At 72.5% G+C, this 6,651-nt stretch carries 10 protein-coding genes; 6 read left to right on the top strand and 4 right to left on the bottom strand.

The annotated features are described in order from the left end of the window. The 3 genes from KS423_RS34740 to KS423_RS34730 all read left to right on the top strand — a co-directional run. The coding region (locus KS423_RS34740) for an acyl-CoA dehydrogenase family protein (RefSeq protein WP_262986058.1) at window positions 1–128 on the top strand (128 nt) is incomplete at its 5' end. Window positions 129–366: 238 nt separating this feature from the next. Continuing rightward, on the top strand, window positions 367–1,233 hold the full coding sequence (locus KS423_RS34735; protein WP_224283740.1) for an oxidoreductase: 867 nt from the start codon (window positions 367–369) through the stop codon (window positions 1,231–1,233). Between the two features lie 120 nt (window positions 1,234–1,353). Continuing rightward, window positions 1,354–1,842, top strand: coding sequence for a GNAT family N-acetyltransferase (locus KS423_RS34730; RefSeq protein ID WP_224283739.1), 489 nt, complete (start codon window positions 1,354–1,356; stop codon window positions 1,840–1,842). On the opposite strand, the gene KS423_RS34725 is transcribed toward KS423_RS34730, so the two are convergent. Continuing rightward, entirely contained in the window at window positions 1,835–2,431 is a 597-nt protein-coding gene (locus tag KS423_RS34725) for an NAD(P)H-dependent oxidoreductase (protein ID WP_224283738.1), read from the bottom strand. The two genes, KS423_RS34730 and KS423_RS34725, sit on opposite strands and share 8 nt — an antisense overlap. A gap of 70 nt (window positions 2,432–2,501) precedes the next feature. Between KS423_RS34725 and KS423_RS34720 the strand changes: the two genes are divergently transcribed. Further along, window positions 2,502–3,155 (top strand): class I SAM-dependent methyltransferase, encoded by a 654-nt coding sequence (locus KS423_RS34720; RefSeq protein ID WP_224283737.1) that lies wholly within the window; start codon window positions 2,502–2,504, stop codon window positions 3,153–3,155. Between the two features lie 6 nt (window positions 3,156–3,161). On the opposite strand, the gene KS423_RS34715 is transcribed toward KS423_RS34720, so the two are convergent. After that, a complete protein-coding gene (locus KS423_RS34715) occupies window positions 3,162–3,545 on the bottom strand; it encodes a MerR family transcriptional regulator (RefSeq protein ID WP_224283741.1) in 384 nt (127 codons plus the stop codon). 196 nt (window positions 3,546–3,741) lie between these two features. Between KS423_RS34715 and KS423_RS34710 the strand changes: the two genes are divergently transcribed. Beyond that, on the top strand, window positions 3,742–4,236 hold the full coding sequence (locus KS423_RS34710; protein ID WP_224283736.1) for a peptidylprolyl isomerase: 495 nt from the start codon (window positions 3,742–3,744) through the stop codon (window positions 4,234–4,236). 270 nt (window positions 4,237–4,506) lie between these two features. Continuing rightward, window positions 4,507–5,073: a hypothetical protein gene (locus KS423_RS34705; RefSeq protein ID WP_224283735.1), complete on the top strand. Its 567-nt coding sequence runs from the start codon at window positions 4,507–4,509 to the stop codon at window positions 5,071–5,073. Window positions 5,074–5,089: 16 nt separating this feature from the next. On the opposite strand, the gene KS423_RS34700 is transcribed toward KS423_RS34705, so the two are convergent. Continuing rightward, on the bottom strand, window positions 5,090–5,584 hold the full coding sequence (locus KS423_RS34700; RefSeq protein WP_224283734.1) for a hypothetical protein: 495 nt from the start codon (window positions 5,582–5,584) through the stop codon (window positions 5,090–5,092). Window positions 5,585–5,623: 39 nt separating this feature from the next. Then, window positions 5,624–6,651 (bottom strand): LCP family protein (locus KS423_RS34695; protein WP_224283733.1); only part of this gene is annotated, 1,028 nt, incomplete at its 5' end.

Below are 6,651 nucleotides of genomic sequence, written 5' to 3'. Positions count from 1 at the left end.
TGCTGGGTGGGTACGGGTACACCCGGGACTACCCGGTGGAGCGGATGATGCGGGACGCGAAGATCACGCAGATCTACGAGGGGACCAACCAGGTCCAGCGGATCGTGATGGCCCGCAACCTCCCGTAGCCCGTAGCCCGTAGCCCGTAGCCCGAAGCCGCAACCGAAGCCGCAACCCGAGGCCCGTCAACCGGGGCTCGTCGCCCGCGGCCCCGGGCTCGGCACTCACGGCCCCCGACCGCCGGTCCGCGGTCGGGGGCCGTATTTCGTCCGGCGTCGAACCGTCCTGGACGTGGCGACCCCGCCGGTGTCATAAATGATCGTCAATTCTTTGCAGGGGCACGACGATTGCGGGAGATCGACGATCATGAGCAGCACCCCCGAGCAGCACCCCGCCGACAAGGTCTGGCTGGTCACCGGCGCCAACTCCGGCTTCGGCCGGGCGATCGCCGAGGCCGCGCTGGCGGCCGGTGACACCGTCGTGGCCGCCGCCCGGCGCCCCGAGACGCTGGCGGAACTGGCCGCCGCGCACCCGGACCGGCTCTTCCCGGTCGCCCTGGACGTCACCGACCAGGAGCGGATTCCGGCGGTCGTCGCGGAGACCGTCCAGCGGCACGGCCGGATCGACGTCCTGGTGAACAACGCCGGGCGCGGACTGGTCGGGGCCGTCGAGGAGTCCACCGACCGCGAGCTGCGGGACCTGATGGAGCTGCACTTCTTCGGCCCGGCCGCGCTCACCCGGGCCGTGCTGCCGCACCTGCGGGCCCAGGGCTCGGGCGCGGTGGTGCAGATGAGCAGCATGGGAGGCCGCTTCAGCTTCCCCGGGGTGGGCGCCTACTCGGCCACCAAGTTCGCCCTGGAGGGGCTGTCCGAGGCGCTGGCCAAGGAGGTGGCCGGCTTCGGGATCAAGGTGGTGATCGTGGAGCCCGGCGCGTTCCGGACCGGCTTCGCGGGTGGCGGCGCGCTCGCCCACTCCGCCTCGATCGAGGCGTACGAGCCGATCGTCGCCCCGGTCCGCACCGGGCTGCCGGACACCGACGGCAAGCAGCCCGGCGACCCGGTGAAGGCCGCCGAGGCGATCCTGGCCGCGCTGGCCGCCGAGCGGACCCCGCTGCGGCTCGCGCTCGGCAGTGACGCGGTGGACGCCGTCCTCGACACCCTCGACGAGGCGCGGCAGGAGGCCGAGGCCTGGGCGGCGGTCGGGCGCGGCACCGACTTCCCGGCCGGCGAGTAGCCCGCCGGGCGGCCGGACAGCCGCGCGACGGAAGGCCGCGCGACGGACGGCCGCACGGGGAAGGCCGTGCGACGGAAAACCGTGCGACGGCGGGCAGCCGCGCTCCGTAGGCTGCCCGCCATGTCGACCGCGCCTTCCAGGCTCCGCCTGGCCTCCCTCACCCCAGAGAACCTCGACGCCGCCCTCGCCCTGCGGGTCCGCCCCGGCCAGGAGGGCCTGGTGGCGCCGGTGGTGAAGTCGCTGGCCGAGGCCTATGTGCACGGGGAGACCGCCTGGCCCCGGCTGGTCCTGGACGGCGAGCGGCCGGTCGGCTTCGTGATGGCCTTCTTCGACATCACCTTCCACCCCGACCGCCCCGACGACCGCCCCCGCTCGGGCCTGTGGCGGCTGCTGATCGACGCCGGGCAGCAGCGCGGCGGCTACGGCCGCTTCGCCGTCGAGCAGGTCTGCGCCGAGATCCGCCGCCGTGGCGGCACCCGCGCGACGGTCACCTACGTCCCGGGCCCGGACGGCCCGGCGGAGTTCTACGCCCGCCTCGGCTTCCGTCCGACCGGCGAGACCAGCGGCGACCAGACCGTCGCCGAACTGGACCTCCCGCCGCTCAGCTGAGCAGTGCCGCCGCCTGCTCCCGTGCCTGCCGCAGCCATCCGGCACGTTCGTCGGCGGGGGAGTCGGTGACCGTGCGGAACACCGTCCGCCGTACGTCGGTGACCCCGACGTACGGCAGCACGCAGGCCGCCCAGATCCGCTCCAGCGGGTCACCGAACTCCTCGCGCTCCCGGGCCTCCGGGGTGTCCGAGGTGTTCAGCACCAGCGCCCGCCCGGCCCGCAGCAGCCCGGCCGGCTCGCCGGCGGCCGTCCCGAGCTTGTACGCGACGCCGGGGGCCAGTACCCGCTGCACCCAGCCGGTGAGCACCGCGGGCGGCATGCCCCACCAGTTGGGGTGGATCAGCACCAGCGCGTCCAGGGTGGCCACCTCGGCCCGGTGCAGGGCCAGGTGCGGCTCCTCGGACCGCTCCGCCGCGGCCACCGTGCCGGTCTCCTCGGCGGTGAGTAGGGGCGCGAAGCCTTCCGCGTAGAGGTCGTGGGCGCGCACCTCGCAGCCGCGCCCGCGCAGTTCGTCCACCACGGCCCCGTACAGCGCGTGGTTGAAGCTGCCCGGCCGCGGATGCGCCAGGTAGACCCCGATCGTGCTCATCTTCCGTCCCCCTCGGGCTGGTTGGCGGATCGATGCTACGGCCGACAGCTGCCGGGTAGGGTCGCGGACCATGACCGAGCCGGACTTCCTCACCGAGACCAGGGCGTTCTACGACGCCATCGCCACCGAGTACACCGACCTCTTCCGGGACCACTTGAGCCGCACGCCGATGGACCGGGCGATGCTGGCGCTCTTCGCGGACCTGGTCCGCGGAGAGCGTCCGGACGCCAGGACGGCCGAACTCGGCTGCGGCCCGGGCCGGATGACCGGACCGCTGCACCGGCTCGGCCTGGACGTGCACGGGATCGACCTCTCGCCGCGGATGGTCGAGCTGGCCCGGCAGGCCCACCCGGAGGTTCCGTTCAGCGTCGGCTCGATGTTCGACCTCCCCTTCCAGGACGGGGAGTTGACCGGCGTGGTGGCCTGGTACTCGATCATCCACACCCCGGCGGAGCGGCTGCCCGAGGTGTTCGCCGAGTTCGCCCGGGTGCTCGCCCCCGGCGGCCACCTGATGCTCGCCTTCCAGGTCGGCGACCAGCCCTCGCGCCAGGAGCGGCCCTTCGGGTACCCGGTGTCGCTGGACTTCCGCCGGCTGCGGCCGGAGCGCGTCGAGGAACTGGCCCGGGAGGCCGGCCTGCCGGTCACCTCCCGTACGGTGCGCGAGCCGGAGGCGGACGAGAAGACCCCGCAGGCCTACCTGCTGGCCCGCAAGCCGAAGGCCTGAGGGCTCCTACGCGGCCTCCGACGAGGACGGCGGCTGCCCGGAGGCGGCCGCGATCACCTCGTCCAGCACCTCGCGGGAGCGCAGCAGGTCGTTGATCGTCCGGTCGATCCGCTCGCGTTCCGCGGTGAGCTCGTCGACCAGCAGCGGGGTGGCGATCTCGCTCGGGCTGCCGTCGGAGTCCCGCATGCAGGGGAGGATCTTGTAGATGGTGCGGCTGTGCAGTCCGGCCGCGAACAGTTCCTGGATGTGCACGACCCGGTCGACGGCGGCCTCCGGGTACTCCCGGTGGCCGCCCTCGGTGCGGCGGGCGGCCAGCAGGCCCTGCTGCTCGTAGTAGCGCAGCGAGCGCTCGCTCACGCCCGTCCGCCGGGCCAGTTCGCCGATCCGCATGCCGTCCACCCCGTCGTCCCGGTCGTCGTCCCGCACCAAGGTCTGAAGCCGACCCCGATGGTAGCCACGCCGGCTCCGGCCGGGGAGGCGCGAACCGGAGCGCGCGACCGGACGGCACGGGATAACACAGTCGCGTGCGACCTCACCCGTCCGGGGGTGGCGCGCGACGAACAGGCGATCGTGCCATGATCCCTGCATGGCTTCCAACGTTTTCTTCGACATCACGATCAACGACGAGCCGGCCGGCCGGATCGTCTTCAAGCTGTTCGACGAGGTCGTCCCCAAGACCGCCCGGAACTTCCGCGAGCTGGCCACCGGCCAGAACGGCTTCGGCTACGAGGGCTCCGGCTTCCACCGCGTGATCCCGGCCTTCATGCTCCAGGGTGGTGACTTCACCAACCACAACGGCACCGGTGGCAAGAGCATCTACGGCGAGAAGTTCGCGGACGAGAACTTCCAGCTCAAGCACGACCGCCCGGGCCTGCTGTCGATGGCCAACGCCGGCCGCAACACCAACGGCTCGCAGTTCTTCATCACCACCATCGTCACCGACTGGCTGGACGGCAAGCACGTCGTCTTCGGCGAGGTCGTCGAGGGTATGGACCTGGTCAAGAAGATCGAGGGCCTCGGCTCGCAGAGCGGCCGCACCTCGGCCAAGATCACCATCGCCAAGTCCGGCGTGGTCGAGTAATCACCGCCGCAACCTGGCACGCACCGCCCCGGAGCGGGACGTCGGATCTTCCGGCCTCCCGCTCCGGGGCGGTTTCGTGCCCGTTTTCACACCCGTTTCCACGCCGGTTTCCGCGGCCGGCCGCGGTGCGGCGGGCAGGGTAGCCCGGAGCGCGGCTGTCCGGGCCGGAACCGGGCAATCCTGCCGCCCTCCGTCGCCGGGGTCCTACGCTCGATTCGGACGCGGCCCCAGCCGCGGCCGAACTCGACTCTGCGGCAAGGTGGTTGACCGATGATGGAGCAGGGCGCCGACGACGGCGAGGTGACCTACGAACAGGTGACGGTGGTCTCCCTGGCCGGCTGTGAGCCGGTCGGCCCGGCGCGGTTCGCCGTCCGGGTCGCCCGCGAGGGCATGACCGTGAAGCGGGTGGCGGGCTACTGGGTGCACTGGGACGAGCGGTGGGGCACGGAGGAGGTCCGCCACCACGCCCGCTGGGTCGCGGACGAGGAGTACGTGCGGCCGGACACCGGCAGCCTGGACGGCACCCTCGCGGTGATGGTCGCCGCCTACTGGACGGACCCGGCGGGTGCCTTCCCGCGACGCCCCGGTACCGAGACCGTGGTGACCTTCCGGCCCGGCGAGACCGGGCACGAACTGGTGCTGGAGCAGCCCGCCCCGGCCGCCGCCCCGCACCGCCCGGCCTCGCTGTCGGTGCAGCTGACCCACGCGAGGTGGCTGAGCGGCGACGGGCAGCCGATCCACTACGGCTTCTCGGGCGCCACCGAGTCGGCCGGCGGGGAGGGGGAGTGGCTGGTCCGCTTCCCGGAGTGCGGTACCGGCCTGCTGCCGTACGTCTAGGACGTTCCGGAGGGGCTCAGGGCGTTCCGGAGGGGCTCGGAGCGCGCCGGGCCGGCGCCGGCGAGGGTCCCTGCCCACCCGCTCGCATCCCCACCTTGCGCGCCGGTGCGCCGGCCCAGATCTCCCCGGGCCCGGTCGAGCGGGTGAGCACCGCGTTGGCCCCGACGACGGTGCCCGCGCCGACGGTCAGCACGCCCTCCTTGCACACCACCTTGGCGCCCGCGCACAGCACCGCGCCGTCCTCGACCACCACCCGCCGCATCGCGCTCTCCTCCTGCGGCACCCACGGATCCGCCCGGCCGATGGTCACGCCGTTGTAGAGCGTCACGCCGGCGCCGAGGGTGGTGTACGGGTGCAGCACGGTGCCGAAGCCGCGGTGGAAGACGACCAGTCCGGGCCCGATCTCGCAGGCGGCGGGTACCTCCATCCCGTAGAGCGCGAGCGCCTCCTGGACCAGGCGGCCCAGGAGGCGGTGGCGGCGGTGGCGGATCAGCGTGGCGACGAGTGGCATCCACCCATTGTGGCGGTGCGGTCACGCGAAGTCACAGGGCTACTTGAACTCCGGCACCGCGGTGTCGTTCCTGAAGGCGTCGAAGAGCTGCTTGGACTTGTTGGTGTCCCACAGCACGGCGGACTCGCCGGTCTTGGTCCGGTAGTCCGGGTTGCCGATCGGCACGGTCAGCGACTTGCCGCTGCCGCCGTTGACGTCCTTCATGGCGAGGAAGAGCGAGCCGAGGTCGGTCAGCCCGCAGTCCTCGTCGACGATCAGGGTGCCGAGCGCCGAGTCGACCAGCGGGTAGAAGGTGAACGGGTTCAGCAGGTTGCCCGGGGAGGCGGCCTGGTGGGCCAGGGCGCCGAGGAACTTCTGCTGGTTGCGCATCCGGCCGAGGTCCTGGTCGGCCATCTGGTGGCGCTGGCGGACGAAGGCCAGGGCCTGCTTGCCGCTGAGCGTCTGGTCGCCGGCCTTGAGGTCGAGCCCGGAGTCCTTGTCCTTGACGTCCTGGTCGATGTGCATCTCGACGCCGCCGATCGAGTCGACGATGCCGACGAAGCCGCCGAAGCCGATCTCGGCGTAGTGGTCGATCCGGAGGCCGGTGTTCTGCTCGACGGTCTGGACCAGCAGCCGGCCGCCGCCGTTGCCGAAGGCCGAGTTGATCTTCGCGGTGGTGCCCTTGACCGGCTTGCCGTTGCTGCCCGGGTGCTCGGGGATCGGCACCCAGGAGTCGCGCGGGATGCTCATCAGGGTGTTCCCGTTGTCCCCGACGTGCAGGATCATCATCGAGTCGCTGCGCTTGCCCTCGGTGTCGTGCCCGGTGTGCAGGTCGTCCTGCTCGGCGTCGGTGAGGCCCTGGCGGCTGTCGGAGCCGACGATCAGCCAGTTGGTGCCCTTGCCCGCGGCCGGGCGGCCGGGGTAGTCGGCGAGCACGTTCTCGTGGTTGAGCTTGGAGTCCGCCCAGAACCAGGTGGAGACGGCGGTCACCATGACGGCGATCAGCACGCCGAAGACCGACCACTTCACGATCCGCCGCCGCGGCCAGCGCCGGGCCTGGGCACCGGCCGGGCGGGTGCCGCCGGGCC

Source organism: Streptomyces sp. LS1784 (assembly GCF_020103755.1).
Classification (GTDB): domain Bacteria; phylum Actinomycetota; class Actinomycetes; order Streptomycetales; family Streptomycetaceae; genus Kitasatospora.
The sequence above is the reverse complement of the archived record's forward strand: the minus strand, read 5'-3'. Positions and strand labels throughout refer to the sequence as shown.